Below are 286 nucleotides of genomic sequence, written 5' to 3' on the forward strand. Positions count from 1 at the left end.
AGGAAAAGTGAAAATTGGAATACCGCCGCTTATCGGTGTCTTGTTTTTTCCTAAAATCATTAAAGGATTTAAACAATTGTATCCTGATGTGAACATCAAGCTGATAGAACATGGGGGAAACAAGGTGAAACAGGAGGTTGAAGATGGAGTACTGGATCTTGGCGTGGTTATTGAACCAGTGGACAAAGAGCAGTTTGATATCATTCCATTGCTTAATGAAGAACTGATGCTCTTCGTTCATTCCGCTCATCCGCTTGTTCATAAAGAGATTGTGGAAATGCAAGAC

General features: G+C 39.9%; 1 protein-coding gene. It reads left to right on the plus strand.

Annotation, left to right across the window (positions count from 1 at the left end):
• On the plus strand, positions 1-286 hold a 286-nt coding region (locus SB764_RS39425; protein WP_410866671.1), incomplete at both ends, for a LysR substrate-binding domain-containing protein.

It is taken from the genome of Paraburkholderia sp. SIMBA_027, assembly GCF_046535315.1.
Lineage (GTDB): Bacteria > Pseudomonadota > Gammaproteobacteria > Burkholderiales > Burkholderiaceae > Paraburkholderia > Paraburkholderia tropica.